Below are 25,458 nucleotides of genomic sequence, written 5' to 3'. Positions count from 1 at the left end.
AGGCCTGTGAACCCAGTGCACGATGCTCCATACTGGTCGACGGGTGTCCGCCCGGCGGATCACTCTTTTCTGCAACTTCCCTGGGGTTCACCATGCGCATCACCCGTACCTCGGTAGCCGCCGCGCTGTTGCTCGCCGCGCTCACCGCCTGCGGCCCGACGGCCGGTGCCGGCACGGACGCCAAGCCCGAGACGCCGACCCTCGAGACACCGGCCACCAGCGCCGACGAGGCGACTCAGCAACCCTCGGCCGACACCGAGCCCACAGCGACGCTCCCCGAAATGGTTGGCAAGGGTCTGCAGAGCGCCCAGGACGAGGCGCAGGCTGCCGGCTTCTACCACCTCACGTCCCACGACGCGCTCGGCCGGGGCCGCAACCAGATCCTCGACAGGAACTGGAAGGTGTGCTCGCAGAACCCAACGCCCGGCACGCACCCGACGGACACGAAGGTCGACTTCGGCACCGCCAAGCTCGAGGAGACCTGCCCCGCGGGTGGTGACCAGGCCGAGCCCGAGGAGGCCGGTTCCAGCATGCCGGACTTCACGGGGAAGTCCGTCAAGGTCGCCCGCCAGGCACTCGACGGTTCCACCAGCATTACGGTGAACGACGTGTCCGGGCAGGGCCGGATGGTGCTCATGGAGTCGAACTGGCAGGTCTGCTCGACCGACCCGGCGGCGGGGACGAAGCTCGACGGGCAGCCGGTGACGATCGAGACCGTCAAGTTCGGCGAGAGCTGCTGACCGGGGCGGGCTCCGATGCCCGCCCCGGAGCCTCGGTCCGCTTCGTGTGAGTGCCCACGTAAGTCGTATGCCGGCGGACCGGGCCCGGCCTGGCCGTCGCAAGTCCCGGCACGTCGGTCGAGTATGAGTACATCCGCAAGGACGAGTCGGGCGACGTGGCACCTGGGAGAACGGTGTCAACCGAGCCGCTACGGTGTATTCCGCCAAGATCACCCTCAATGACATCGAGTGCAACTACTCCTTGGCCGTGGAAGAGTTACCTGTGAGCAAGGCGACACGCCCGGGACCGTCGGTGTGGGCCGTTCGGGGGAAGGTAGTGTGTTCAAGGCTCGAACGGCCCTCCACGCGACCCGTGGTGGCGACCGCGGTGGCAGCCGTCCGTCTGAGCCGCCTGCTCGCGACCTCTGAAATGTGGAGAGCATGAACGTGTCGACCGGCGGCAGACGCTCACGAACCCGGGGCGCCACCACGGCCCTTGTCTGCGCGATAGCCCTGTTCCCCGGCCCCAGTTTCGCGGACCCGGGTGACCCCGGCTCCCAGAACGGCAGGTCGATCGAGGACATCCGCGACGAACTGGACGGTCTCTACCACGAGGCGGAGATCGCCACCGAGGCGTACAACGGTGCCAACGAGAAGGCCACCAAGCAGGAGAAGCGGCTGGCGTCGCTGCGCAAGGACCTGACGCGCGCCGAGAAGCGGGTGGAGAGCCTGCGCGACCTCGCCGGCGCGGCCGCACGTACCCAGTACCGCGGTGGCGATCTCGCCGCCACCGGCATCCAGTTGCTGCTCGGCGACCACCCCGAGCAGGCCCTCGACGAGGCGTCCCAGGCCCGTCAGGCCATGCGGGGCGTGGCCAACGTCGCCGAGACCCAGGAGGCGGCCCGCAAGGAGCTGGACGGCCAGACCGACGCGGCCGACAAGGAACTGCGGAAGCTGGAGAAGAGCCGCGCGGACAAGGCGGCTTCGAAGGAGAAGATCGAGAAGAAGATCGCCGCGGCCGAGCGGATAGAAGCAGGACTGGAGAAGGAACAGACCCGCAGACTGGAACAGTTGGAGAAGGAGCGGGCCCAGGAGGCCGAGGACAAGTGGACCGGCCCCTCCGGCGGCGGGGGTGGCGGTGGCGGCGGTGACGGAGGTTCGAGCGGGCCCGGGCCCGGTGACGGCGGGGGGACCCCGGTCAGCGGAGCGGCCGGGAAGGCCGTCGACTTCGCCATGGCGCAGATCGGCAAGCCGTACGTGTGGGGCGCCGTGGGGCCCTCGTCGTACGACTGCTCCGGACTCACCTCCGCGGCCTGGGCGGCGGCCGGCCGTCCCATTCCCCGTACCTCCCAGGCACAATGGGCGGGACTGAGCCGGGTGAGCCTGTCATCCGCCCGGCCCGGAGACCTGATCATCTACTACAGCGGCGCCACCCACGTGGGCATGTACATCGGAGGCGGACAGATGGTCCACGCCCCGCGGCCCGGCCGCAGCGTGACGACCGCGCCCGTCGCCATCATGCCCGTCCTGGGCGTCGTACGACCCGGAGCTTGAGCGCATGACCCACTCGCTGACCCCCCGTGACCAGGGCAACCTGCCCGTGCTCGGCGCCACGCCGCTGATCCGGCTCGACGCCTACGTGGCGGAGGACGGGTCGACGGTGGTCAACGGGCACCTGCTGCAGATGGGCGGCGCACGGCCGCCCAACGAGGCCATCCTCGACGCCGTCGCCATGTTCGCGCGCACCCTGCGGGCACCGGTCGCGGCCACCGTCATCGACCGCAGCGTGCAGCAGGTGGCACGGCTGCGGGTCCACCCCGACGGCTCCAGCCGGACCATCGCCGACGAGGAGGACCTGCCGCCCGGGCGTGAGCGCACCGCCGCGGAGGAGGAGTCGTTCCCGCCGCTCGCCCGCGTCGAGCGCATCATCCAGCACGCTCAGCGCGAGGAACTGCACGTCGCGTTCGTCCTCGCCAGCGCCCTGCGCGAGCACCTCACCCTGCGCAGGGGCGCGGAGGACGAGCTCTCGCTGGAGGCGAGGGCGATCGAGGCGTACCTGGCCTTCCTGCGGGGCGAGTACATGCTCTCCACCGTCCTCGCGCTGACCGTGGCCCGGATCCGCTGCCGTACGGATCTGAACCGGGCGGCGCCCGAGGTGGCCCGCGCCACCGCGGCCTGGCAGCGGCTGTTCGACGAGAGCCAGGTCGCCACCCGCGGGCAGGAACTGCTGCACATGTGGGAGCGGCTGTCCGAGGCGGGCCTGCTGCAGGACCCGTCCCACCAGGCCATGGCCCAGGCCGTGCGCAACCGGCTCGCGCACGGCGACCAGCCGGAACCGTCCCCTGCCCCGGCCGCAGCGGCCCTTCCGCCGGGTGGTCCGGGGCCGGCGGCACCCGAGGACAAGCCCCTCAAGCCCACCCGCCGCGGGCTGCGCCGCTTCACCCGCAGGGCCGCCCGCTGAGGCGGGCCGCCTGCTGAGTCGAGTCGTCCGGTGAGTCGAGTCGCCTGCTGAGGCTCTCCAATCGCCGGGCTGCCGCTGACACGGATCGATCGCCGAGACGTCCGCCGAGACGGTTCCGTCGCCGGGCGCCCCGCTGCGCGGTCCGGCCCGGCGGCTCTGCGCGGTCAGTTCGGCGGTGCCTCCGCCGGCAGGTCCGGCAGGTGGTCCGTCAGCTCGCCGGGTGCCTGGCCGTCGGCCCGGGCGCGGGACCAGAACAGCAGGGCGACGCCGAGGGCGCCGGGGTCCGGGTGGCCGACCGCGCGCTCCCCGACGTAGGAGGCGCGTCCGCGGCGGGCGCGCAGTGCGGCGGTGGACCGTGCGCCCTCCAGGGCGGCCTGGGCCGTCTCCCGGGCGCCGGCCCCCGACCGGAGGGCGTCCCGGGCGGGGACGAGGGCGTCGACCATCGTGCGGTCGCCGGGTTCGGCCTCGCCGACGCGCTGGATCGCCGCCAGGCCCTCGTGGATCCCGGTGGGCCAGGCGTCCTGGCCGGGAGCCGCCGCGTGCGCCCGTGCCAGCTCCTGGAAGAGCAGGCCGATCAGGGGGCCGCTGGTGCCGCCGACCTCGTCGAGGAACACGGCCGCCGCCACGGCGAAGGGCGGTTCGTCCGGATGGGTGTCGAGGGCGCCGGTGACCCGGTCGAGGCCCTCGCAGAGGTTGTCGCCGAAGTCGCCGTCGCCGGAGAGCTGGTCCAGCGCGGTGAGCGTCTCGTAGGCGGTGTGCGCGGCGTCGGCGTAGGTGCGCAGCACGAGGCTCGGGTCGGTGGTCATCGGACGGCCTCCTGTGCGGGGAAGGCGACGGTGCGGGCGGGGGCGTGCCAGTGGGCGGCCCAGTCGTCGCGCAGGGCGGTCATGGTGAGGGAGAAGCCGCTCATGTCGAGCGCGGGGACGTAGGTGCCGACGAGGCGGCCGGCCACGTCCAGGCCGCGCTCGCCGAGCAGCCGGGACACCCGCGCGTGCACGGCGTGCAGCTCCAGCAGCGTGGTCGCCCCGAGGCCGCCCACGAGCAGGAGGACGGACCGGGCGCCGGCCGGCAGCGCGTCGGCGACCTGGTGCGTCATGCGGTCGACTAGCTGCTCGAAGCCGGGGTGCTCCACGGTGGTGGCGGCGCGCTCGCCGTGGATGCCGACGCCGTACTCGAGGGTGCCGGCCGGCAGGGGGAACGCCTCCCCGCCCCGCGCGGGCGAGGTCTGGGCGCGTGCGGCGACCGCGACGCTGCGGGAGGCCGCGGCGATCCGGGCGCCGAGTCCGGCCAGCTCGTCGAGTCCGGCGCCGGCGTCCGCGGCACCTCCGAGCAGCTTCTCCACGATCACGGTGGCGCCGGTGCCGCGGCGGCCGGTCGCGGTCTCGTCGCTCTCGGTGGCGAGGTCGTCGTCGATCAGGACGCGGGCGACGGGGATGCCGTCGGCCCGCAGGCGCTCGGCGGCGATGCCGAAGTTGATGCGGTCGCCGGTGTAGTTCTTGACGACGTGCAGGACGCCGTCCGGGCCCGCGACGGCCTTGGACGCCTCGTAGATCTGCCGGTTGTGCGGGGAGGCGAAGACGCGGCCGGGAACGGCGGCGTCCAGCATCCCGGCGCCGACGAACCCGGTGTGCAGCGGCTCGTGGCCCGAGCCGCCGCCGGAGACGAGCCCGACACGCCGGCCGGGATGCCGTTCGCGGGCGGTGACGTAGAGGGGGTCCTCGTGGAGGGTGAGCAGCCCCGGATGGGCCAGGGCCAGGCCGCTCAGGGCCTCCTCGACGGGCTTTTCGGAGGGAAGGAACAGGCTATTCACGAGACCTGGGTCCTTTCGGCGCGGTGCGGGGTGTGGTCCGTTGCGGGCAGGGCGGGTTGGGGCGCCTCACCGGCCTTGAGCCGGGTGGTGGCCAGACCGGAGAGGACGGCGACTCCGACGCAGTAGGCGATCAGCCACGACCAGTGTCCGCCGGCCGCGGACAGCAGGGCGGTGCCGATGAGCGGGGAGAGCCCGCCGCCGAGGGTGGCGCCGATCTGCTGGGTCACGGACAGGCCGGTGTAGCGGACGTTGACCGGGTACAGGTTGGCGAACAGCGCGCCCTGCGCGCCGTACATCGCGGCGTGTCCGACGCCGAGTCCCAGCGTCATGCCGACGGCGTAGCCCCAGAACTGGCCGGTCTCGATCAGGAGGAAGAACGGCAGGGCGAGGACGGCCTGGAAGGCCGCGCCGAAGATGTACACCTTGCGCCGGCCGATGCGGTCGGAGAGCGCACCGAAGTAGGGCAGCGTGAAGCACTCGACGGCGCAGGCGATGAGCACGGCGAGCAGGACGGGGCCCTTGGCGAGGTCGAGCTCCGTGGTGACGTAGGTGATGGCCACCACGTAGTAGATGTTGAACAGACCGCTCTCGGCGATCTTGGCCAGCACGGAGAAGACGACGGTGGCCGGCCGGCGGGTGAGGACCTGCTTCACCGGCAGGCTCTGCACCTCGCGGTCCTCGCGCATCCTCACGAACTCGGGGCTCTCGGTCACGTGCAGCCGCATCCAGATGCCGACGCCGACCAGGAGGATGCTGGCGAGGAACGGCAGGCGCCAGGCCCAGGAGTCGTAGGAGCCCGAGGGCAGGGTGGAGTCCAGGACGGTGACCAGGCCCACCGGTATCAGGACGCCGGCCGGGGTGCCGATGTGCACCAGTGAGGTGAAGAAGCCCTGGCGGGAGCGGGGGCTGTACTCCAGGGCCATCAGGACGCCGCCGCCGTACTCCCCGCCCATGCCGAGGCCCTGGATCAGCCGGATCAGGACCAGCAGGATCGGTGCCGCGATGCCGATGCTGTCGTAGGAGGGCAGCAGGCCGATCGCGAACGTGCCGATGCCCATCATGAGCATGGTGATGATCAGGACGTTCTTGCGGCCCAGGCGGTCGCCGAAGTGCCCGAAGAGGATGCCGCCCAGCGGCCGGGCGGCGTACCCGACGAAGTACGTGGCGAAGGCGGCGAGGGTGCCCACCAGGGGAGAGGCGTCGGGGAAGAAGATCTTGTCGAAGACGAGAGCTGCGGTGGTCGCGTACAGCGTGAAGTCGTAGTACTCGACGGTGGTTCCCAGGGCGCTGGCCGTGACGACCTTGCGCAGGGAGGTCTCCCGGGAAGCGGGTGTAGCGGCCGGTTGGGGCATGCTCGCTCCATTGCGATGGCGGCTCGGACGACACGGTAGGACCTCCCCTCAGTGTGGGAGAGCGGGCCGTGTCCGGAAAGCGGTGGTTCTGCTGAGGCAGGACCTCGTGCTAACATCTGATGCATCAGACATTACATCCGCACTCTGATTGCGGCAATACCCGGGAGGCGCATGTGAAGGACGTCCAGCTCGGCGGGATGATTTCCACCGTTGTCACGCCGTTCGACGAGAACGACCAGGTCAACCTCGACCTGCTGCGCGGCGAGGTCAAGTACCTCCTCGACCAGGGTGTGACCGCCATCTGCGCCTGCGGCAGCACCGGCGAGGGCCAGACGCTCTCCCTGGAGGAGAGTGTCGCCATCTGCGCCACCGTCGTCGACGAGGTCGACGGTCGGGTTCCGGTCATCGGCGGCGTCATCCAGAACTCCACCGCCCAGGCCAAGCGCTACTCCCTCGCCCTGAAGGAGGCGGGCGTCGACGCGCTCCAGGTGACCCCCGTCCACTACGTCTTCGCGCCCTCGGCCGAGGAGACCGTCGCCCACTACCGCGAGATCGGCGAGGCCACCGACCTGCCGATCGTGCTGTACAACGTGGTGCCCTGGGCGCTGGTCCCGGTGGACACCATCGAGATGCTGCGCGACGTCCCGCAGGTCACCGCCATCAAGCAGTCCGGCGGCGACATCCACCTCCTCGCCGACCTGCTGCACCGCATGCGCGACCGGTTCACCGTGCTGGCCGCCCTCGACGACCTGCACTACCCGGCGTTCGTCATGGGCGCCCACGGAGCTCTCGCCGCCATCCCCACCGTCACGCCGCGCCTCAGCGTCGAGCTGTGGGACGCCGTCCAGGCCGGCGACCACACCAAGGCGCTGGAGCTGCACGAGCGCATCCTCACCGTCTGGCGGGCGATCGACGCCCCGAACCTGCCCGCCACCCTGAAGGCCGCCCTCGAACTCCAGGGCCGCTCGCCCGGCCTGCCGCGCCGTCCGTTCCGGCCCGCCACGGACGCCGAACGCGAGCGCATCCGCACCGCCCTGGAAGCCGCTAGGCTGATCTGACCGATCTCCGCTGATCGATCAGATGCTGTGTTTCACCGGCGCCGGTGCCGTGCCGTCCGGCGCCGGAGCGACCGTATGGAGAAGACCGGAGCGACCGTTGGAGAAGAAGGGCGATCATGGCCACCCCCTCCGTCCGTAGCCGCAGCGGCCCCGCGCCCCTGGTGGTGGAGTCGATCTCCGAGCAGCTCTACACGATCCTGTGCGAGCGGATCACGACCGGTGTGTACGCGCCCGGCTCCCGGATGGACCCCCAGGCCGTCGCCAAGGAGTTCGGCGTCTCCCGCACCCCGGTCCGGGACACCCTCGTACGCCTGGAGCACGACCGCCTCGTGGAGACCCGCCCCCGCTCCGGCACCTTCGTCACCCGGCCCTCGCGCCAGGACGTCCACGAGGTGTGCCAGCTGCGCAAGGGCCTGGAATGGCTGGCCACCGGAGTCGCCGCCCGGGCGATGCCCCTGGAGCAGATCACCGACCTGCGCGAGGAGGCCGTCGCCGCGCTGCGCGCCGCCGAGCGGGGCGACTACGAACCGTTCTTCGCGAGCGACACCCGCATCCACCGCGAGATCATCACGCACACCGACAACAGCCGCCTGATCGCGGCGCGCGAGTCGGTCGAGCCGTTCGTGTACTGGCTGCGGGTACTCGGCGCCACCGGCCCGCACCGCCTCGCCGGCTCCACCCGGCGCCACCTCGAAATACTGGACGCCATGGCCGCCCGCGACATCGAGGCCGCCCAGGAGGCCGCCGCGCTCCACCTCGCCGAGGTGGAGGAGTGGACGCTGGCCGACATGGCGTCCCACGACATCGTCACCTGAGCCGTCGACCTGCGGGCACATCGACGGCCGACGTGCCGGCGCCCCTGACGTGCCGGCCCGGCTGCCCGTAGGCCTGCTGGCCCGTTGATCCGTTACGAGGTTCCACCGTGAGCACCACCCCGTCTCAGGCCACCACGTCCCATGCCTCCCCGTCCTACGCCTCCCTGCCCCTGGACACGGTCCTCGACAGGGCCGCCGCCGCAGGCGTCCGCGCCCGTGCCGTCCCGCCCACGGAACGCGCCCGCCTGCTGACCGCCGTCGCCGACGCGCTCGACGCAGCCGCCGGCACCCTCGTCCCCGTCGCCCACCGCGAGTCGCACCTGCCCGAGGCCCGCCTCACCGGTGAACTGGCCCGCACCACCTTCCAGTGCCGGCTCTTCGCCGAGCGACTCGCCTCCGGGGCCCTGGACGACGTCCGCGTCGACCACGCCGACCCCGACTGGCCGATGGGCGCCCGCCCGGACATCCGCCGCACCACCGTGCCGCTCGGCCCGGTCCTGGTCTTCGCCGCGAGCAACTTCCCCTTCGCGTTCAGCGTCGCGGGCGGCGACACGGTCAGCGCCCTGGCGGCCGGTTGCCCCGTCGTCGTCAAGGCCCACCCCGGCCACCCCGAACTCTCCCGCCTCACCGCCTCCGTCGCCTCGGCGGCCCTGGACGACGCCGGAGCCCCCGCCCACCTGCTCCAGCTCATCGAGGGTGAACGCGAGGGCGCCGACGCCGTACGGGACCACCGCGTCAAGGCCGTCGGCTTCACCGGGTCCACGCGCGGTGGCCGGTACCTCTTCCAGCTCGCCGCCGACCGCCCCGACCCCATCCCCTTCTACGGCGAACTCGGCTCCACCAACCCGGTGGTCGTCACCCCCGCGGGCTGGGCCGAACGGGGTACGGACATCGCCACCGGCTTCGCCGCCTCCTTCACTCTCGGCTCCGGCCAGTTCTGCACCCAGCCCGGCGTCGTCTTCGTCCCGGACGTCGACGCCTTCGTCGGGGCCCTGCCGCCGCTGACGGCCGGCCCGATGCTCGACGACCGCATCGCCGGGGCCTACGCCGACGGACTCGACCGGCTCGCCGCCCACGGCCGCGTGTGCACGGCCCGGCGCATCGGCGGCGGCGAGGGCCTGCCGGACATCGCGCTCCTGCGCACCACCACCGACGCCGTGCGCGAGGACCCGTCCCTCATCTCCACGGAGGTCTTCGGCCCTGCCTCGCTCCTCGTCGAGTACGGCAGCCTGGACGAGGTCGAGGCGGTCCTCGCCGGCTTCGGCGGCACCCTGACCGGCACCGTCCAGGGCGGCCACGGCCTCGACGAGGACGGGCGGCGCCTGCTCGACGCCCTGGCCGGGCACGCCGGACGCGTCATCTGGAACGAGTGGCCCACCGGCGTCACCGTCAGCGACGCCCAGCAGCACGGCGGCCCCTGGCCCGCCTCGACCGCACCCACCACCACGTCGGTCGGCACGGCGGCGGTGAACCGCTTCCGCCGCCCGGTCGCCTACCAGAACGTCCCCCGACAGGCCCTGCCGCCGGAGATCCGGGACCGGTAAGGCCCCGCCCGCCCGGGTGCCTGGAGTGGTCCCGGCGGTGGTGGGTGAGGTGTGCGGGACCCGTCCCGTCACCGGGCTGACACAGTGCCGCCCGTCACCACAACCACCCGGCCCCGGCCAGCCGTTCCGGTTGCCCCGGGGTCCGCCGATCGAAGCGAGGCCCTGTGAGACGCGTGCTTCATGCGCTGTTGGCGGGTGCGGTCGCCGTCGGAGTCCCGGTTGCCATCCAGCCGGTCGCCCGGCACCAGGGGGACGAGAGGAAGAGCGCCTTCGACGGCCGGCTGTCCGACGACGGGTCGTCGCGGACCACGGACCTGAACCGGAAAGCCGGCGGCGGCGGTTCCTGCGCCTACCCGGCCGACGTACTGGACCTGACCGACTGGTACATCGGACTGCCGGTGGGTGACGAGGAGTCCCCGACCAACGTCTACCAGCCGGACCTCGCCACCTACGCGAACGACCCGTGGTTCACCACGGCCGACGACTGCGAGGCCGTCCGGTTCCGGGCGCCGGTCGACGGCGTCACCACCAGCGGCTCCGAGTACCCGCGCTCGGAGCTGCGGGAGATGACGGACTCGGGGAAGACCAAGGCGAGTTGGTCGTCCACCTCCGGCACCCACACGATGGTGGTCGACCAGGCCGTCACGGACGTCCCCGAGAAGACCCCCGACGTCGTCGCCGGCCAGATCCACGACGCCTCCGACGACGTCAGCGTCTTCCGCCTGGAAGGCCGCAAGCTCTACGTCACCGACGGCGACGAGAAGCACAAGCTGGTGGTGGACGACTACGAGCCGGGCACCAGGTTCCGGGCGAAGTTCGTGGTCGGCGACGGCAAGGTCAAGGCCTACTACAACGGCGAGTTGCAGACCACGCTGTCGAGGAAGTTCTCCGGCGCCTACTTCAAGGCGGGCGCGTACACGCAGGCCAACTGCGGCAACTCGGACCCGTGCGACGGCGACAACTACGGCCAGGTCAAGATCTACGGACTGGACGTCACGCACAGCGACGGCGGCGGCGGAGACGACGGCAGCGGCGCCGGGTAGGACTCGCCGGGTACGAGGGCCGGCGGCGGGCGTCGGTCCCGCCGCCGGCCCTCGTACCCGGATCAGGGCTGGACGGGCGGCGTGTAGGGGAGCGTCAGCGACAGCAGGGTGAGGAGACCGAGCACCACCGGCAGCAGCGCCACCAGGTAGAGGAAGGTGTAGCCGATGATGTCGCGCGCCTTCAGCTTCAGCACGCCGAGCAGCGGCAGCATCCAGAAGGGGTTGACCAGGTTGGGCAGCGCCTCGGCGGCGTTGTAGATCTGCACCGTCCAACCGAGGTTGACGTGGAGGTCGTTGGCCGCCTGCATCACGTACGGCGCCTCGATGACCCACTTGCCGCCGCCGGACGGGATGAGGAAGCCGAGGACGACGGAGTAGACGCCCATCGTGACCGGGAACAGGCCCGCGGAGCCCGTGCCGGTGAACATCGAGGCGAGGTAGTGCGACAGGCTGTCGCCCGAGCTGTTGGTGGCCTCCGTCATGATGGCCGCGATACCGGCGTAGAACGGGAACTGGATCAGCACGCCCCCGGTGGCCGGCACGGCCTTCGCCACCGCGGCGACGAACCGGCGCGGACGCCAGTGCAGCAGCATGCCCAGCGTCAGCACCAGCAGGTTGTAGGTGTTGAGGGCGGAGATCGCCACGATGGGGTTCTGCGACGTGAACTCCTGCACGGCCCAGCCGCCGACGAGCGCCACGACGACGAAGGTGAGCAGCGGGCTGTACTCCAGCCACTCCCCGGGCCGGGTGCGCGGCCGGTCCTCCTCCACCGGGTCGGACGGGTCGATGCCCAGGTCGGCGGCGGTGCGCACGCTCTCGCCGCGCGGCGCGGTGACGTAGGCGACCGCGATGCACGTGACGATCACCGCGGCGGCCAGGGTGAGGGACTGCCAGGTGAAGATGGTCTGGCTGAAGGGGATGACGCCGGTGATGTCGAGGAGCGAGTCGGTCAGGCTCTCGGGGTTGGCCTGCAACTGGGCGGCGGAGGAACTGAGTCCGAGCGCCCAGCTGCCGCCCAGGCCCAGGTAGGCGGCCGCGGACGCCGCGCGGTAGTCGACGCGCAGGTCCTCCCGCTCCGCGAGCCGGCGTACCAGCAGACCGCTGAAGATGAGGCTGAAACCCCAGTTGAGCAGCGCCGAGGTGAGGCTGACGGTGGCCACCATGGCGACGGCGGTGCGGTTGGTGGCGGGTATCGCCGCGAGGCGGACGATGACCCGTTGCACGGGGCGGGCGGTGGCGACGACGTAGCCGCCGATCGCCACCATCGCCATCTGCATGGTGAACGGGATCAGGTCCCAGAACCCGTCGCCGAAGACGCCCGTGACCTTCGCGGGCGACGAACCGATGGACAGCGCGGCGACGGCCACGACGGCGACGGCGAGCAGGGCGAAGACGAGCGCGGTCGGGAACCAGCGCTCGGAGAAGGCGGCGCTCCGGGCGGCGGCCCGCGCGAAGACGTTGTCGGTGACGGTCTGGCGCTGCGGCTCAGCAGGGGGGACGTGCTGCTGGGTCATCGGGGCTCACTCCTGGGACATGGTGCTCTCGGACGAGGGACCGCACGCCTGGTAGACCGCCGCTGCTGCGGTGAGGTCGGCGAGCGCGCTGCCCACGGACTTGAAGACGGTGATCTCCTCGGGGGAGCGACGGCCGGGCACCGTTCCCCCGCAGAGACCGGACAGGGTGCCGCGGATGTCGTCCGGGGTGAGGACGCCGCTCTCCAGGGGCTGGGTCAGATCACCGGACTCGCGCACGGCCTGCGGGGTGTCGATGAACACCGAACCGCGGCGCACGCACTGGTCGTCGGACTCCCGCATGGTGGGGCGGAAGCTGCCGACCAGATCGAGGTGGGTGCCGGGCCGCAGCCACTCGCCCCGGACCACCGGTTCGGTGGCGAGGGTGGCGCAGCTGACGACGTCGGCCTCGGCGACCGCCGCGGGCAGGTCGATGACGGCCCGGGCGTCGAGGCCCTGCCCGCTCAGCCGGTCGGCGAGCCGTCGCGCGCTGTCGCCGGACCGGCTGTGCACGAGGACGGTGTGGATGCCGAGGACACTGCGGTACGCGTCGGCGGTGCGGCTCGCGACGTGCCCGGCACCGACCACCAGCAGCACTCCGCTGTCCGGGCGGGCGAGATACGTGGCGGCGAGCGCGGACGTGGCCATGGTGCGCCGCCGCGTCAGCTCGTCGCCGTCGATGACCGCCAGGTGCTCCCCGGTGACGGCGCTGGCCAGGACGTACGCGGAGGACAGCGCGGGCCGGCCGAGGGCGGCGTTGCGGGGGAAGACGTTGACCAGTTTCACGCCGAGGAAGCCGCCCTCGGACCAGGCCGGCATCAGCAGCAGCGTGGCGTCGCCGCCCCCGTCGACGGCGTGGTGGTGGCGGTCGGGGCTGTGCGCGCCCCGGACGAACCCGTCCCGCAGCGCGGGGACGAGCCGGTCGAAGGGGAGGGCGGCGACGGTCTGTTCGGCGTCGATGTGCAGCATGGGGGTCTTTCGGTGGTGGCGTGAAGGCGGGCGGTCGGCGGGCAGTGGTCGTTCGGTCGGGTACGGGTCAGGCGTCCAGGACGACGTCGGTGGAGACCGGCAGCGCCTGGCAGGTCAGGCACTGGTCGTCGGGCAGGTCCTCGGGCGGGTCGACGAGATGGGTGACCTGCCCGCCGAGAACGGTGACGGCACAGCTCTCGCACTGGCCGAGCCGGCAGCCGCTGGGCAGCCGCACGCCTTCGCGCTCGGCGAGCTGGAGCAGGGTGCCGTCGGCGCGGGTCCAGGTCAGACGGGTGCCGCTGCGTCTCAGCTCGACGGTGGCGCGGGCGTCCTCGGGGACGGCCACCGCCCGGGCGGCGGCGTGGAACTTCTCGGCGAAGATGTCGAAGCGGGGCACGCCCCGGGCGACGAGCCCGGCGGTGACGTCGGCGAGCATCTCCTCGGGGCCGCAGAGGTAGAAGCGGGCGCGGCGGGCGATCAGCCCGGCGTCGACGTGCTCGGCACCGACCCGCCCGCGGTGGGTGGGACGGTCGGCGGGGCCGCCCCTGCTGTAGTGCGTGTGCACCCGCAGCCGCGGCAGCCGCCGGCGCAGTACGGCGACCCGGTCGGCGAACGCGTGCGAGGCGGCGTCCCGGCTGCCGTGGTGCAGCACGACCTCCGGGACACTGCCCCCGGTGTGCGCCAGCGTTTCCAGATAACCCAGGAACGGCGTGATCCCGACACCGGCCGCGAGGAGCACGACGGGCAGCCCGGTGTCGGTCGGTATCACGAAGGGACCGGACGGCGCGGTGAGCCAGGCCCGGCTGCCCGGGGCCGCGGCGTGGGCGAGGCCCGACACCTCGCCGCCCGGCACTCGGCGCACGGCGATGCCGTAGCCGGTGCGGGCGGTGTCCCGGGCCGGTCCGGTCAGGGAGTAGGAGCGGGCCGGGTCCGTCCCCCTCGCCCCGGGACCGGTGAAGGAGACCCCCACGTGCTGGCCGGGACGGAAGTCGCCGGGCGCGGAGCCGTCGGCGGGCTCCAGGGTCAGCGCGACGACGTCGGCGCCCTCGGGGCGGGCACCGGTCACGACGAACTCCTTGCTGTCCCTCCAGTGCGCCAAGGGCAGCGCCCGCACGTCGCAGGCGCCGGAGCGCATGGGGACGGAGCCGCTGACCGGGTCCCGGATCTCGTCGTCGACGAGCAGGTTGTAGTTGCTGCCGCCCTCGCCGAACGGGTCGTGGCCGGGCAGTCCGAGAGCGGGCGCGTCCTGCCACCACCCGTACTCGGCGACGACGACGTCCTCGTGCAGGTCGGGATCGATCCGCGCCCGCATCCGGACGGCGCCCGAGCGGGTCGACAGCTCCACCCACTGCCCGTCCTCGACACCGCGCAGGCGGGCCAGTCCGGCGCTGACGTCCACGGTCGGATCCGGGCTGCGCCGGCGCAGGGAGGTCAGCCCCCGATGCTGGCTGTGACAGAAGTAGCCGTTCTTGGCGCAGGTCAGCCGCAGCGGGAAGCGGGCGTCCGGGGCGCGGTGCGGGTCGGTGTGCTCGGGCACCGGGGAGTAGCCGTGCGCTGCCAGCTGCTCCGAGTACAGCTCGACGCGGCGGGTCGGCGTCCCGAACCCGGTGACGTACCCGTCCTCGTCGGTCCGCGCGTACTTGCGGTAGGTGTGCGCGAGGGGCAGCCGGACCCCGCCCGGGTGGCCGCGCAGCTCCTCGACCGTCAGCCCGACCGGGGCCAGTTGGTGGTTCCAGCCGGCGACGACGTCGCCGTCGAAGAAGTCGGCGCCCATGCCCAGCCGCCGCGCCAGGTCGAAGACGACCTCCGTGTCCGAGCGCGACTCGCCCACCGGCTCCACCATGCGCTGCCGCAGCTGCACCTGCTCCTGGGCGCGCAGCCCGATCTCGAAGCCCGCCCTCAACGCCTCGTGCTCCCAGGGGCTGTTGACCGGCAGCAGGATGTCGGCGAACTGCGAGGTGGGGTTGGGGAACAGGTCCAGGTGGACGTAGAAGTCGAGCGCGCGCAGGGCCTCGGCGGTGCGCGCCGGGTCGGGCTGGGAGAGCACCAGGTTGCTGCCGAAGCCGACCAGGGCCCGTACGGGGTAGGGCTCGCCGTCGAGGACGGCGCGGCACAGGTCGCGGCCGCTGACCCAGCCCTGGGCCGGCGGGCCGACCGGGTGCTCGGCGAGGCCGAGGGCCTTCGCCCGCTGCCCCGGGGCGAGTTGGCCGACGGAGGTGACCGGCGCGAGGGGCTGCCGGGGCCAGACCACGTTGCCGCCGGGCGCGTCGAAGCTGCCGGTCAGCGCGTACAGGGTGGCGACGGCGCGCTCGGTCTGGGTCGCGTTCGCGTGCTGCCCGACGCCGGTCCAGGCGTGGTAGGAGACGGAGCGCGCCGAGGCCAGGGCGTCCGCGAACGCGGCCAGTTCGGCGGCGGTGACACCGGTGGCGCGGGCGGTGGCCTCCGGAGTCCAGGGGGCGCAGGCGTCCCGGTACAGCCGGAAGGCGGGCACACAGTCGACGGGACCGTCGTCCACGGTGGCCACCCTGTACGTGCCGTCCAGGGCGAAGTCCTCCGGCCGGTGCGCCGGGAACCGGGTGTCGTAGGGCCGCCGGGACCCGGTGACGACGTCCTGGACGACATGGCCCGTGAGCGCGGGGTCGACCTCCTCCGCGCGCAGGAAGCGGCCGGTGTCGCGGCGCACCAGCAGCGGGGCGTTGGTCCAGGCGCGCACGAAGGCGTCGTCGTACGCCCCGCGCTCCAGCAGCAGCCGGGCGGTGCCCAGGGCGAGGGCCGCGTCGGAGCCGGGCCGCACCCGCAGCCAGTGGTCGGCGTCCCGGGCGCTGGTGGACCGGCGCGGGTCGACGACGGCCACCCGCGCGCCCCGGGCACGGGCGTCGGCGAGCGCGGCGGACTGGGCGAGCCAGGTCTTGGCCGGGTTGTGGCCCCACAGCACGGCGAGGTCGGTGGCGGCGAAGTCGGCGGTCGGCAGGGCGCAGCCGAAGGTGAAGGCGTGCGCCCAGTCCTTGTGCCAGTTGCAGACCTCGGTGGAGTAGCAGATGTTGGGGCTGCCGAAGAGCCGGACGAACCGCTCGATCCAGTCGATGGAGTCCGACAGCGCGGTCCCGCTGGGCGAGGTCACCGCGAACGCCACCGCCTCGGCGCCGTGCCGGGCCTTGGTCCGGCCGAGCCGTTCGGCGATCTCGTCGAGCGCCTCGTCCCAGCCGATGGGCTCCCACTCGGGGTCCGGGTCGGACTTCGGGGTGGTGCGCCGCAGCGGCCGGGTCAGCCGGTCGGGGCTGTGCACGATCTCGGGCGCGGCCCGCCCCTTGGGACACAGGGCGGCCCCGGTGGGATGGCCGGGGTCGGGCCGCACCCCGGTGAGCGCCCCGCCCTCGACGGTGTAGACGGCACCGCACCGGGAGCGGCACAGAGTGCAGTACCCCTGCTTCTCCACCATGGCCTCTCCACCTTTGTTACTCATCAGTAGTCGGTTACCGGCTACCGGTTGCCGGTAGGCCGCTAAGATGCAGGCATCCGGAGTCGAAGTCAAGAGAAGGCAGGGCGGAGCACCGATGGCGCAGAACCTGTCAGCCGGTGGCCTCAAGCGCACCAGCCTGCGCGACCAGGTGCTCGACCTGGTCCGCCAGTCACTGGTCTCGGGCGAGATCCGGCCCGGGGACATCTACTCCGCCTCGGCCCTCGCGGCCAGGCTCGGCGTCTCCAGCAGTCCCGTGCGGGAGGCCATGCTCACGCTGGTCAACGAGGGCCTCATGGAGCCGGTCCGCAACCGCGGCTACCGCGCGGTGCCGATGAGCGAGCACGACCTGGACGAGGTCTTCGCGATGCGCCTGCTCCTCGAAGTGCCCGGCACCCTGTGGGCGGCGGAGCGGGCCACACCGGAGGACCTGGCCGCACTGCGCACGGTGGCCGACGAGATCGAGGCGGCGGCCGGCGCGGGCGACGTCGTGGCGTTCCTGGACGCCGACCGCCGCTTCCACGCCGGTCTGCTGCGGCTGTGCGGCAACCGGCGGCTGGTCGACACGGTCCTCTCCCTGCGCGACCAGACCCGCCTGTACGGCCTGGACGCCCTGGCCCGGCACGGCATGCTGGACGCCTCGGCCCGCGAACACCACGCCATGCTGGACGCCGCGGCCGCGGGCGACACCGCACGCCTGGAAGCGGCCGTCCGCCACCACCTCCGGCACACCCGCTCCGACTGGGCCGACGCGGACGGCGACGCATCGCCGGGGGCGCAGCACTGACGAGGGCTCAGGAGACCCGGGGCGCCAGGGCGCGCGTCAGCCGGTCAAGCGTGCCGCAGGCACAGCGATCCCCACTGGAAGCCGGCGCCGATTCCGGCCAGCACGTAGGTGTCTCCCGGGAGCAGGGCGCCTTCGGCGAGGGTGGAGTGGAGCGCGGTGAACAGGCCCGCCGACCCGGTGTTGCCCAGCCGGTCGACGGTGACGGGGGCCCGCTCGCGGGGGACGCCCAGGACGGTCATGGTCTCGGTGAGGATGTTCAGGTTGGCCTGGTGCAGGAAGAAGTGCCGTACCCGGTCCACCGGCAGGCCCGCGCGGCGGGCGGCGTTGGCGATGCTCTCGGGCAGGCGCGTGGTCGCGGCGTTCCACACGGCGCGGCCGTCCATGCGCAGGTAGTGGTCGCCGGCGGCGGCGGTGTCGGCGGTGGTCGGCAGGCGGGAGCCCCCGGCCGGGATCTGGACGCCGTAGGACAGCTGTGAGCCAACGTCGTAGGAGAGCAGGCCGGCTGAAGGGGTGTCGGTCCGGGTGAGGACGACGGCTGCCGCGGCGTCCCCGAAGAAGACGCCGGTGGTGCGGTCGGTGGGATCGGTGACCCGGGAGGCGCAGTCGGCCGCGAGGAGCAGGACGGTCGTGAGGGAGGGGTTCTGCAGGAGGTGGGCGGCGATCAGCATGGCCTGGATGCCGGAGGCGCAGGCGGCCTGGGTGACGTCCAGGGCGAGAGCGGAGTGGGCGCCGAGGGCGTCCTTGACGATCAGCGCGGTCGACGGGAGCGGCTGGTCCCCGGTGTAGGTGGCCACGACGACCGCGTCCAGCCCGGCGGGCGCGACACCCGCGGAGTCCAGGGCCGGGCCGGCGGCGGCGACGCACATGTCGGAGGTCGCCAAGTGCGGCTCCAGACGGCGGCGTTCGCGGATGCCGGTGCGGCTGGTGATCCACGCGTCGCTGGTGTCCAGGGTACGGGTGAGCTGCTCATTGGTGACGACCGTCGGCGGCAGGTGCAGCCCGGTACCGGCGACGGCGAACGGCACGGGCAGGCCGGCACCGGTCTGGTGGAACAGAGTCTGCTCCTCGGCGACGGTCATGCCAGGGTGCTCCGCTCAGGCTTGATCGGTTCGTCTCGAAGGAATGCCATTTCTGTTCCTTTCCCCACCGGTACGCGCATTCTTCGGCCCGCCCGGTCCATCTATTCCATCCATCTGCGACGCCGTCGCATCTTGCCATCGAACCATCGAAGACCAGGCGGAGAAGAAACGCGGTAATCCGTGAGCGTGGTGAAATGCACAACTGCTTGACCTCGCATTGTTTGTGATGGCCTTTGTGGTGTGGACTGTGCCGGCAGATTCTTGGCGCCCACCATCCACGTCGTACCGAAAGTTCACACGTGAGGCCTCAGAGCACCGAACCGCACCAGATCGCCGGACCGCGCCGGGCAGCCGAACACAGCAGAGCCGCCCGCAGCACCCCGGCCGCACCGGCTCCCTCGGACGCCCTCGGCGCCCCCTCCCGGGCCGGCACGGCCGGCCCGCCCTGCGCGCCGCGCTCGACGCCGCCGTCGAGGACACCATCGTCTACGACCTGGACGGCATCGGGCGCCAGTACACCGCTCTCTGCGCCGAACTGCCCCGCGTCGCCGTCCGGTTCGCAATGAAGTCCTGCCCGGTGGACGAGGTGCTCGGCCACCTCGCCCGGCTCGGCTCCGGCTTCGACGCCGCGAGCCCCCAGGAGGTCGCCCAGGCGCTGCGCACCGGCGTGGCCCCCGGGCTCGTCCACTACGGCAACACCGTCAAGTCCGACCGCAACATCGCCGAGGCCTACCGGCTGGGTGTGCGGGACTTCGCCACCGACTCGCCGGAGGACGTCGCGGCGATCGCCGAACACGCCCCAGGATCGCGGGTGTTCTGCCGGATCGCGACCACCGGCGAAGGCGCGCTGTGGGGCCTCGGCCGCAAGTTCGGCTGCTCGCCCGAGGACGTGCCGCGGGTACTCGGTGCCGCCCGCGGCGCCGGTCTCGTGCCCGCCGGTCTGTCCCTGCACGTGGGCTCCCAGCAGATGACCGCCGAAGCGTGGGTCGCCGCCATCGACTCGCTGGCCGCCGTCCTGGAGGCGCTCGGCCGGCGCGGCATCACGCCGGACCGGATCAACCTCGGCGGCGGACTGCCCGCCCTCGGCGTCCTCGACCGGCACGGCCGGCCGCTGGTACCGCCGCTGGACAAGATGTTCACTGCGATCCGCGAGGGCGTGGAACGGCTGCGCGCCCTCGACACCGCCCCGCTCACCTTCCTGGTCGAACCCGGCCGTCACCTGGTCGCCGACCACGGCGCGATCCGCGCCCACGCGGCGCGGCTCACCTCCCGGCACCGGCTCGACGGCACCCGTGAGGACTGGCTCTACCTGAGCTGCGGCAAGTTCAACGGCCTCTACGAGATCGACCAGTTGCAGTACCGCCTGGCGTTCCCCACCCACTCCGGCGCGGAGTGCGTCGACGCCGTGGTGGCCGGCCCGACCTGCGACAGCGACGACGCGTACGCCCGCGAGGGCGGCCGGGTACGGGTCCCGCGCGACATCGCCTCCGGCGATCCGGTGTGGATCCACTCCTGCGGCGCGTACGCCACCTCCTACACCACCCGCGGCTTCAACGGCTTCGCGCCGCTGCCGTACACGTGCGTCGGCGGCGGCTCCCCGGACGGAGCGGAGGCGTGACCGGCACCCGGATCCGGCTGCTCCGGGAAGCAGACTGGGACGACGTGGCCGCGCTGGAGGAACGCGCCTACGCCGCGAGCGGCCTGTCCGAGGGGCGCGAGGTGCTGCGCTCCCGGCACCGTGCCTCACCCTCGACCTGCTTCGTACTGGAGCACGCGGGCGGCTTCGCCGGTTACCTGCTCGCCCTGCCGTACCCGCTGCTCCACTGCCCGGACCTGCGCCTGGCAGAGGGGGATTCGGCCGGGCGGAGCGGTCCGGGAACCAACCTGCACGCCCACGATCTGGTCGTCGCGGAGCACGCCCGCGGCCGGGGCATGGGCCCCCGGATGCTGCGGCACCTGGAGGAGACCGGCCGGGCGGCCCGCTACCTGTCCCTCTCGCTGGTCGCCGTCCACGGCTCCGAGCCGCTGTGGTCCCCACTGGGCTACCGCATCCGCCCCGAGGTCGGGCTGCCCGCGAGCTACGGCACCGAAGCCGTCTACATGGTGAAGCCGTTGGGCCCCGCCGTGAACGGCCCGGTGCTGGACTGAGGACGCCGCCTCCGGCAGTCGTTCGAGACCGCCGGCCGGAGGCGCCCGGTGCCCGTCAGTACCGCCAGCGGACCGCCTCGACGACGTCCGCGTCCGCGCGCCCCGCGAACAGCTCCGCCTCCGCCTGCCGGACCGCCAGCACGGCCTCGTACAACTCGCCGCCCAGCGCCTGCCGCAGCAGGGCGGACTTCTCGTACGCGGCGATCGCCTCCGGCAGGCTCGCCGGGAGGCGCTCGGCGGAGCCCGTGACCGCGGGGTCGCCCGGCGTCTCGGGCGGAAGAAGCAGGCCGGCGTCCAGCCCGGCGAGCCCGGTGGCCAGCACGCCGCCGATCATGAGGTACGGGTTGGCGGCGGCGTCGAAGCACTTGAACTCGGCATTGGCCTGTCCGGCGGCGGAACCGGTGATCAGGCGCAGTGCCGCCTCCCGGTTCTCCAGGCCCCAGCAGCGGTAGGCCCCGGCGAAGTGCGAGGGGACAAGGCGCAGGTAGGAGGCGACGCCCGGCGCGCCGAGGGCGAGCAGGGCGGGCAGTTCGGCCAGCGCGCCCGCGAGGAACTGCTCGGCGTCCGGGTGCAGTCCGTGGCGGCCGGGGCCGCCGTGGGCCAGGTTCCGGCCGTCCCGCCAGAGGCTGAGGTGCAGGTGGCTGCCGTTGCCGAGCGAGCCTTCGGTGAAGACGGGCGCGTACGAGACCCGCAGGCCGTGGCGGGCGGAGACGGCCCGGACGGTGTGGCGCACCAGCATCGTGGTGTCGGCCGCCTCGACCGGTCCCTCGGCGGCGACCGACACCTCGAACTGCCCGGCGGCGTACTCCGGATGCAGCTGGAGCACCTCCAGCCCCTGGGCGGTGAGGGCGCGCAGCACCTCCCGCAAGTAGTCGGAGTGCTCGACGACGCGGGTCATCCCGTACGCCGGCGCGTGCGTCGCGGGCGTCCCCGCGGCGTCGGCGACCACCCACTCGACCTCGATCCCCGCCCGCACCGAGAGCCCGCGCCGCTCGACCGCCTCGGCGGCCCGGCGGGCGAAGCCGCGCTGGCAGCCGGGATGCGGGGTGCCGTCCTGGGTCCAGCGGTCGGCCGGCGCCCAGGCCCAGCCGGGCTGCGCGGCGAGCGGAACGAGCCGGTCGAGGTCGGGGACGAGCCGCAGGTCGCCCACCGGACCGGTGCCCGAGGGCGCGACCGCGAAGGAGTCGTCCACCAAAGAGAGGTCGAAGCAGGGCGCGGCGCCGACGCCGTACTCGGCGGCGTGCTCCAGCTGGGGGAGGGGGACGGACTTGACCCGGGTGAGCCCGGCGTTGTCGACCCAGCCGAAGAGCACGGCGTCGATTCCGTCGGCGGCTAGCCCGGTTGCTGCTGACCGGGCCTGAGCGGCCCGCTCGGCTCGGGGGTACGTGATGGCCATGCCGGTCATGCTCGGGTCGGCGGCAGCCGGTGCGCCAGTGACCGGCGCGGAGTTCACCCGTCCGTGCCGGTCGGCTTCCGGATGCGACGGGTGCGGTTCGGAACACCGCCGATGCTTTTGACGTCGGCGACGCTCCCGGGAACAGAGGAACAGCAATCGCACGAGTGAAACCCGGCGGGACCGTTTGGCCTCATCAGACATGACTGGACTACGGTGATCCAAGAAGCAAACGGGTTCACCACCCGCCGGTAAGGAATCCAGCCCAGCAGGCCGTCCGGCACGGAATTCGCGACTGTCCCGGACGCAGCCAATCTCGCCTTACCCACTGTGTGTTTTCCGCAATTGGCCGTGCATTGAACCCTCGGCCATGAACGTCCTCATTCGTACATTCACCGAACCTCTCCGTGAAGTTGGAGCATCATGCCCCCTGTCGTTCCGCCGTTTCTCATCGGTCTCGTCGCCGTGCCCCTGGCCAAGCGGTTCCTGAAGCCGCTGGTGCGAGGCGTCATCACGACCTCCGTAGGTGTCGTCATGGACGTGAAGAAGGCGGCTCACGAAGCCGGAGAGAACCTCAACGACCTGGCGGCCGAGGTCGCGGCCGACGTGATGGCGACCCAGCTCGCCTCCGCCGAGAGCCCCCTGCCCGCCGAGGCCGGGAGCGAGAGCAGGAGCCCGAAGATCCGGGCGACGACCTCCGCCGCGAAGGGGCAATGAGGCCCTGACGCGCGGCCCGGCCCGCCACTCGGGCGTGTCCTCCCGCCGACCCGCCCCGGTGCGGCAGTGCGCCACGCGCCCGGGTGCGGCAGTCCGCCACGCGCCCCGTCACGACGAGTCCGTCGACGCACCACCCCGACCTCCGCAAAACAGGTGATCGTACGCATGTCATCGCTCACGGGCGCCGCACCCGGACCCCGTTACCCGGTACCGGACGCGCGTCCGCGCTCGGTCATTCCCGGCCGCCAGCGCTGGGACGTCGGCCCGGTGCTCGGCAGGCCACGGGCGGCCGAGGTCCTCGCCGCCGCGCTCCGGCGCATCCCCGGGATCACCGAGGCCCGGGCCAACCCCGTCACCGGCGGGGTCCTCGTCCGGCACGACGCCCGGGTGCGTGCCGCGGACGTCGGGCGGATCGTCCGCAGGGCCGTCGCCCTGGTCGCGGGTGCTCCGGCCGGAGCGGAGCGCCCGGCACCGGCCCGGTCCGAAGACGCGTCGGGCCGGTCCGCCGACGCGGCGGCCCCGCGGGCGGACCGCGGCCTGGTCCTGCGGCCGGTGCTCGCGGTCGGCGGTGGAGTCGCGGCCGGGACCGCGCTGCTCAAGGGCTCGGTGCTGACCAAGCAGTTGGTGGCGCTGGGCGGCGTGACCGCCGCGACCGCGGCCGTCCTCCACAAGGCATGGCGCCGAACCGTCGACGCCGCCCAGGACGCGGCCGGGACCGGCGCCGAACGCCACCCCCTGCTGGAGATCGTCGGACCGCACCGGCGCCGCCTGGCCCGTGCCGCCGCCCTGTCCGTCGCCTGCCAGGTCTCGGAGATGGCGCTCGGCACCTTCCTCGGCTGGACCGGACTCGTCCTCATCAAGGGGCAGGCGGCTCCGCTCGTCCACCTCGGACTGACCACCGCGTCCGCCCAACTCCTGGGCCTGGCCGGGCTGGTGGCCGCCGCGTGTGCCGCCGTCGCGGGACTGTCGTACGCCTCGAACCTCCAGTGGCGCCGGCTCGGCCAGGACATCGAGCACGACTGGCGCAGCCGTACCTACCGCCACGTGCAGCACCTCGAACTGGGGCAGCTGGAGGGCGAGCGGACCACCCGGGTCGCGAGCGCGCTCACCGACGACGTCGGCCAACTGGGCGCCTTCTTCGCCGGACCGGCCAACGACGTACTGCAACTGGGCACCAGCCTGGCCCTCCTGGTACCGGCGTTCCTGCTGCTGGCACCCCAGATCGCCTGGATCGCCTTCCTGCCGATCCCGGTCGTCGCCTGGCTGTCGCTGCGCCACCAGGACAAGGCCGCGGCCGACTACGCCGCCACCGGCGAACGGCGGGCCCGACTGGGCAGCCAGGTGATCAACTCGCTGGACGCCGGCGCCACCGTCAAGAGCTTCTGCACCGAGGACCACGAGGCCGAGCGCGTCGACGAGTTGAGCGAGGCGGCCCAGGAGAGCACCCGGCGTACCGACCGCAGCACGACCCGCCACGCCGAGACCGTCCGGGCCTGCACCACCGCGTCGATGGCGGGCACCCTGCTGATCGGCGGCCGCTCCGTGCTCGACGGCACCCTGCCCTTCGAGGTGTTCAGCCCGCTGATCGGGCTGCCCCAGATGCTGCTGATGCGGATGAGCCGGCTCGGCGGCATCGTCGACCAGTACCAGCGCACCCTCGCCTCCTACGACCGGGTCCAGCGGCTGCGGGACCTGCCGGCCGAGGCCGACGGCGACGGCACCGCACTCGACGCCGGCGCGGTGCGCGGGGAGATCGCCCTGGACCACGTGTCCTTCGCCTACCCCGACCGGCCGCCGGCCCTGGAGGACCTCTCGATGACCGTCCCGGCCGGACGGGTCACCGCCCTGGTCGGCGCCACCGGCTCCGGCAAGACCACGATCGCCAGGCTGCTGATGCGCTTCCAGGACGCCGACTTCGGAAGCGTCCGGCTCGACGGCCGTGACGTGCGTGAACTCTCGCGGCACGACCTGCGCCACGCGATCGGGTTCGTCGCCCAGGACCCGTTCCTCTTCGACGGCACCATCGCCGACAACATCCGCTACGGCAGCTTCGGGGCCACGGACGAGGCCGTGGTCGAGGCGGCCATGACGGCCGAGGCCCACCCCTTCGTCGCGGCGCTGCCGGACGGCTACGAGACGGTGATCGGCGAACGCGGGGCCGCGCTCTCCGGCGGCCAGCGACAGCGCATCGCGCTGGCCCGCGCCATCCTCAAGGACGCGCCGGTCGTCATCCTCGACGAGGCCACGTCCGCCGTCGACAACGAGACCGAGGCCGCCATCCAGCGCGCCCTCCGCCTCTTCTCGGCCGACCGGACCATGCTGATCATCGCCCACCGCCTCTCCACGGTCCGCCACGCCGACCGGATCTACGTCATGGACAAGGGCGGGATCGTGGCCGAACAGGGCACCCACGACGAACTCCTCGCGCGGCACGGACTCTACGCGTCCCTCTGGCAACTCCAGGCCGGCGAACCCGCCGCCTGACCGCAACCCCCGCCCACCCGGCCGACCGCGTGACCACACCGCGGTCGGCGCGCTCCGGCGTGCCCCGCCGCCATGCCTGCCCACACTCTCGGAGGTACCCCCATGTCCCGT

The 25,458-nt window shown here is 72.9% G+C and carries 20 protein-coding genes; 12 read left to right on the top strand and 8 right to left on the bottom strand.

Annotated features, from left to right (window positions below):
- Window positions 1–92 precede the first annotated feature (92 nt).
- The 3 genes from IG94_RS0131120 to IG94_RS0131110 all read left to right on the top strand — a co-directional run bounded on the left by IG94_RS0131120 (window position 93) and on the right by IG94_RS0131110 (window position 3,180).
- On the top strand, window positions 93–740 hold the full coding sequence (locus tag IG94_RS0131120; RefSeq protein ID WP_031044899.1) for a PASTA domain-containing protein: 648 nt from the start codon (window positions 93–95) through the stop codon (window positions 738–740).
- 420 nt (window positions 741–1,160) lie between these two features.
- Window positions 1,161–2,273, top strand: a complete 1,113-nt coding sequence (locus IG94_RS42095) for a C40 family peptidase (protein WP_031044895.1) — start codon at window positions 1,161–1,163, stop codon at window positions 2,271–2,273.
- A gap of 4 nt (window positions 2,274–2,277) precedes the next feature.
- Window positions 2,278–3,180: a hypothetical protein gene (locus tag IG94_RS0131110; protein WP_031044892.1), complete on the top strand. Its 903-nt coding sequence runs from the start codon at window positions 2,278–2,280 to the stop codon at window positions 3,178–3,180.
- 164 nt (window positions 3,181–3,344) lie between these two features.
- Here IG94_RS0131110 and IG94_RS0131105 read toward each other — a convergent pair whose 3' ends face one another.
- Genes IG94_RS0131105 through IG94_RS0131095 form a run of 3 tightly spaced genes read right to left on the bottom strand, consistent with a single transcriptional unit; the run spans window position 3,345 to window position 6,342 of the window.
- Window positions 3,345–3,986: a DAK2 domain-containing protein gene (locus IG94_RS0131105; RefSeq protein ID WP_031044888.1), complete on the bottom strand. Its 642-nt coding sequence runs from the start codon at window positions 3,984–3,986 to the stop codon at window positions 3,345–3,347.
- The gene (locus tag IG94_RS0131100; protein WP_031044884.1) at window positions 3,983–4,990 is read right to left on the bottom strand and encodes a dihydroxyacetone kinase subunit DhaK; all 1,008 of its coding nucleotides are present in this window, start codon (window positions 4,988–4,990) and stop codon (window positions 3,983–3,985) included. Before IG94_RS0131100 ends, IG94_RS0131105 begins: the two co-directional genes overlap by 4 nt.
- Window positions 4,987–6,342, bottom strand: a complete 1,356-nt coding sequence (locus tag IG94_RS0131095; protein WP_031044879.1) for an MFS transporter — start codon at window positions 6,340–6,342, stop codon at window positions 4,987–4,989. The genes IG94_RS0131100 and IG94_RS0131095 overlap by 4 nt, the downstream gene beginning before the upstream one ends.
- 197 nt (window positions 6,343–6,539) lie before the next feature.
- Between IG94_RS0131095 and IG94_RS0131090 the strand changes: the two genes are divergently transcribed.
- From IG94_RS0131090 to IG94_RS0131075, 4 genes are all read left to right on the top strand, one after another.
- Entirely contained in the window at window positions 6,540–7,400 is an 861-nt protein-coding gene (locus IG94_RS0131090; protein WP_224351274.1) for a dihydrodipicolinate synthase family protein, read from the top strand.
- A gap of 116 nt (window positions 7,401–7,516) precedes the next feature.
- Window positions 7,517–8,215, top strand: coding sequence for a GntR family transcriptional regulator (locus IG94_RS0131085; protein ID WP_052410940.1), 699 nt, complete (start codon window positions 7,517–7,519; stop codon window positions 8,213–8,215).
- 107 nt (window positions 8,216–8,322) lie between these two features.
- A complete protein-coding gene (locus IG94_RS0131080) occupies window positions 8,323–9,759 on the top strand; it encodes an aldehyde dehydrogenase (NADP(+)) (protein ID WP_078892488.1) in 1,437 nt (478 codons plus the stop codon).
- A gap of 188 nt (window positions 9,760–9,947) precedes the next feature.
- On the top strand, window positions 9,948–10,802 hold the full coding sequence (locus IG94_RS0131075) for a polysaccharide lyase family 7 protein (RefSeq protein ID WP_248783093.1): 855 nt from the start codon (window positions 9,948–9,950) through the stop codon (window positions 10,800–10,802).
- Window positions 10,803–10,864: 62 nt separating this feature from the next.
- On the opposite strand, the gene IG94_RS0131070 is transcribed toward IG94_RS0131075, so the two are convergent.
- The 3 genes from IG94_RS0131070 to IG94_RS0131060 form a co-directional block, all read right to left on the bottom strand.
- Complete coding sequence (locus IG94_RS0131070; RefSeq protein ID WP_031044861.1) at window positions 10,865–12,316, bottom strand: short-chain fatty acid transporter; 1,452 nt, start codon at window positions 12,314–12,316, stop codon at window positions 10,865–10,867.
- Window positions 12,317–12,322: 6 nt separating this feature from the next.
- Window positions 12,323–13,282: a bifunctional Delta(1)-pyrroline-2-carboxylate/Delta(1)-piperideine-2-carboxylate reductase gene (lhpI, locus tag IG94_RS0131065; RefSeq protein WP_031044859.1), complete on the bottom strand. Its 960-nt coding sequence runs from the start codon at window positions 13,280–13,282 to the stop codon at window positions 12,323–12,325.
- A 67-nt stretch (window positions 13,283–13,349) separates the two neighbouring features.
- Entirely contained in the window at window positions 13,350–16,745 is a 3,396-nt protein-coding gene (locus IG94_RS0131060; RefSeq protein ID WP_263446421.1) for a molybdopterin-dependent oxidoreductase, read from the bottom strand.
- A gap of 91 nt (window positions 16,746–16,836) precedes the next feature.
- Here IG94_RS0131060 and IG94_RS0131055 point away from each other — a divergent pair, with 91 nt between their 5' ends.
- Entirely contained in the window at window positions 16,837–17,526 is a 690-nt protein-coding gene (locus IG94_RS0131055; protein WP_031044855.1) for a GntR family transcriptional regulator, read from the top strand.
- Window positions 17,527–17,570: 44 nt separating this feature from the next.
- Here IG94_RS0131055 and IG94_RS0131050 read toward each other — a convergent pair whose 3' ends face one another.
- Window positions 17,571–18,605, bottom strand: a complete 1,035-nt coding sequence (locus tag IG94_RS0131050; protein WP_031044853.1) for a 3-oxoacyl-ACP synthase III family protein — start codon at window positions 18,603–18,605, stop codon at window positions 17,571–17,573.
- Between the two features lie 445 nt (window positions 18,606–19,050).
- On the opposite strand from IG94_RS0131050, the gene IG94_RS0131045 reads away from it, so the two are divergent.
- Window positions 19,051–20,223, top strand: coding sequence for a type III PLP-dependent enzyme (locus IG94_RS0131045; RefSeq protein ID WP_031044850.1), 1,173 nt, complete (start codon window positions 19,051–19,053; stop codon window positions 20,221–20,223).
- The gene (locus IG94_RS0131040) at window positions 20,220–20,753 is read left to right on the top strand and encodes a GNAT family N-acetyltransferase (RefSeq protein ID WP_031044848.1); all 534 of its coding nucleotides are present in this window, start codon (window positions 20,220–20,222) and stop codon (window positions 20,751–20,753) included. Before IG94_RS0131045 ends, IG94_RS0131040 begins: the two co-directional genes overlap by 4 nt.
- Window positions 20,754–20,808: 55 nt before the next feature.
- Here IG94_RS0131040 and IG94_RS0131035 read toward each other — a convergent pair whose 3' ends face one another.
- On the bottom strand, window positions 20,809–22,149 hold the full coding sequence (locus tag IG94_RS0131035; RefSeq protein ID WP_031044844.1) for a type I glutamate--ammonia ligase: 1,341 nt from the start codon (window positions 22,147–22,149) through the stop codon (window positions 20,809–20,811).
- A 420-nt stretch (window positions 22,150–22,569) separates the two neighbouring features.
- On the opposite strand from IG94_RS0131035, the gene IG94_RS0131030 reads away from it, so the two are divergent.
- Window positions 22,570–22,863, top strand: a complete 294-nt coding sequence (locus tag IG94_RS0131030) for a DUF5132 domain-containing protein (RefSeq protein WP_031044842.1) — start codon at window positions 22,570–22,572, stop codon at window positions 22,861–22,863.
- 165 nt (window positions 22,864–23,028) lie between these two features.
- Window positions 23,029–25,347: an ABC transporter ATP-binding protein/permease gene (locus tag IG94_RS0131025; RefSeq protein ID WP_052410939.1), complete on the top strand. Its 2,319-nt coding sequence runs from the start codon at window positions 23,029–23,031 to the stop codon at window positions 25,345–25,347.
- Window positions 25,348–25,458 lie beyond the last annotated feature (111 nt).

It is taken from the genome of Streptomyces olivaceus (assembly GCF_000721235.1).
GTDB lineage: Bacteria > Actinomycetota > Actinomycetes > Streptomycetales > Streptomycetaceae > Streptomyces > Streptomyces olivaceus.
Note: the sequence above shows the minus strand (reverse complement) of the source record. Positions and strands in the feature narration are given on the sequence as shown.

Coding starts and splice junctions, on each gene's coding strand:
- IG94_RS0131120 (WP_031044899.1), top strand. CDS start 93: ATGCGCATCACCCGTACCTCGGTAGCCGCCGCGCTGTTGCTCGCCGCG.
- IG94_RS42095 (WP_031044895.1), top strand. CDS start 1,161: ATGAACGTGTCGACCGGCGGCAGACGCTCACGAACCCGGGGCGCCACC.
- IG94_RS0131110 (WP_031044892.1), top strand. CDS start 2,278: ATGACCCACTCGCTGACCCCCCGTGACCAGGGCAACCTGCCCGTGCTC.
- IG94_RS0131105 (WP_031044888.1), bottom strand. CDS start 3,986: ATGACCACCGACCCGAGCCTCGTGCTGCGCACCTACGCCGACGCCGCG.
- IG94_RS0131095 (WP_031044879.1), bottom strand. CDS start 6,342: ATGCCCCAACCGGCCGCTACACCCGCTTCCCGGGAGACCTCCCTGCGC.
- IG94_RS0131090 (WP_224351274.1), top strand. CDS start 6,540: ATGATTTCCACCGTTGTCACGCCGTTCGACGAGAACGACCAGGTCAAC.
- IG94_RS0131085 (WP_052410940.1), top strand. CDS start 7,517: ATGGCCACCCCCTCCGTCCGTAGCCGCAGCGGCCCCGCGCCCCTGGTG.
- IG94_RS0131070 (WP_031044861.1), bottom strand. CDS start 12,316: ATGACCCAGCAGCACGTCCCCCCTGCTGAGCCGCAGCGCCAGACCGTC.
- lhpI (WP_031044859.1), bottom strand. CDS start 13,282: ATGCTGCACATCGACGCCGAACAGACCGTCGCCGCCCTCCCCTTCGAC.
- IG94_RS0131060 (WP_263446421.1), bottom strand. CDS start 16,745: ATGAGTAACAAAGGTGGAGAGGCCATGGTGGAGAAGCAGGGGTACTGC.
- IG94_RS0131055 (WP_031044855.1), top strand. CDS start 16,837: ATGGCGCAGAACCTGTCAGCCGGTGGCCTCAAGCGCACCAGCCTGCGC.
- IG94_RS0131050 (WP_031044853.1), bottom strand. CDS start 18,605: ATGACCGTCGCCGAGGAGCAGACTCTGTTCCACCAGACCGGTGCCGGC.
- IG94_RS0131035 (WP_031044844.1), bottom strand. CDS start 22,149: ATGGCCATCACGTACCCCCGAGCCGAGCGGGCCGCTCAGGCCCGGTCA.
- IG94_RS0131030 (WP_031044842.1), top strand. CDS start 22,570: ATGCCCCCTGTCGTTCCGCCGTTTCTCATCGGTCTCGTCGCCGTGCCC.
- IG94_RS0131025 (WP_052410939.1), top strand. CDS start 23,029: ATGTCATCGCTCACGGGCGCCGCACCCGGACCCCGTTACCCGGTACCG.